This window comes from Halorubrum vacuolatum, assembly GCF_900188065.1.
GTDB lineage: Archaea > Halobacteriota > Halobacteria > Halobacteriales > Haloferacaceae > Halorubrum > Halorubrum vacuolatum.
In genome coordinates this window covers 1-1,473 of the sequence record NZ_FZNQ01000060.1, presented here as the reverse complement: position 1 = coordinate 1,473, position 1,473 = coordinate 1, and the positions used below count along the sequence as shown (strand labels likewise).

Here is a 1,473-nt window from a genome sequence, read left to right as displayed (position 1 = left end):
TTATGGAAGTTGCAAGGCTAAAACCCCGCCCTTCAGGGCGGGGATACAGCCGACAACGCCTCCACTAACCACACTCGATGGCACTGCTGGATATTCCACACCCAGCCGTTACTATTAATATACAATCTCCCATAACTAGTTATGAACACAGTCAGATGCTGGAGACAACCCGCACCTATCGAGCGAGAATCGTCAACCACCAACAGGTGAGCGACGACTTCGACCAGTGCGGGTTCGCAGCGTCGAAACTGTGGAACGTCGCCCGATACTACACGCAAGGCCGATGGGATGAAGACGGGGAAATCCCCGACGACGGCGAACTCAAATCCGAACTCAAGGAACACGAACGATACAGTGACCTCCATTCTCAGTCAAGTCAGCGAGTTCTCGAAGAGCTTGCTGAGTCGTTCACCAGTTGGTACAAAGCACGCCAACACGGAGACGAGAACGCCAACCCACCCGGCTATCGCAAACACGGCGACGAACACCCACGCTCCACCGTGACGTGGAAGCAGAAGGGTATCAAGCACGACTCCAAGCACAGCCAACTCCGACTGAGCAAGGGCTTCAACCTGAAGACCCACCGCTCGGACTTCATCCTCTGTGAGTACGAGACGCGACCGGACGCGACCGTGGAGAACATCCAGCAAGTCAGAGCCGTCTGGAACGGCGACCGCTGGGAACTTCACCTCGTCTGCAAGGTCGAAATCCCCGTCGAGGACGCGCCCGGTGACAACACGGCGGGTATCGACCTCGGCATCACGAACTACCTCGCCATCGCCTACGACGACGGTGACGCCGAGTTGTATCCAGGGAACAGTCTGAAGCAGGACAAGCACTACTTCACCCGCGACGAGTACGACACCGAAGGCGAGAACGGCCCGTCACGCCGTGGGCTCCGTGCCAGACAGAAACTCTCCCGTCGGAGAGACCACTTCCTGCATGCGCTTGCCAAGCACGTCGTTGAGCAGTGCATCGACCACGAGGTCGGTCGCGTGGCCATCGGCGAGTTAAGCCGGATTCGAGAAGAGGAGAACGGTGACTCTCGGAGCTGGGGGAAGCGTGGGAACAAGAAACTCCACGGGTGGGAGTTTGACCGCTTCAGTTGCTTGCTCGAATACAAGGCCGAGGAACACGGCATCCTCGTTGACCGCGTTTCAGAGCGAGACACGTCGAAGACGTGTTCGTGCTGTGGCCGGAAGCGTGACTCAAACCGTGTGGAGCGTGGCTTGTACGTCTGTGAGTCGTGTGGAGCGACGATGAACGCAGATGTGAACGGTGCAGTGAATATTCGTAGAAAGATAACTCAGAATCCTCCGACGGAGGATATGAGTAACGGTCGTTTGGCACGGCCAGTAGCCTACCTGTTCAACCAAACCTCCGGGTTGTTCCACCCGAGAGAACAGGTGGGTTGCGAATCTTAATATCCCAACGCTCGGGAATCCTCGCCCTTTAGGGCGGGGAGGATGTCAA

1 protein-coding gene is annotated in these 1,473 nt (G+C 57.2%); it reads left to right on the top strand.

Translation table 11 applies throughout. The annotated features are described in order from the left end of the window. Nucleotides 1-155: 155 nt before the first annotated feature. A complete protein-coding gene (locus CHB65_RS16640) occupies nucleotides 156-1,424 on the top strand; it encodes an RNA-guided endonuclease InsQ/TnpB family protein (protein ID WP_089386127.1) in 1,269 nt (422 codons plus the stop codon). The last annotated feature ends 49 nt before the right edge of the window (nucleotides 1,425-1,473 follow it).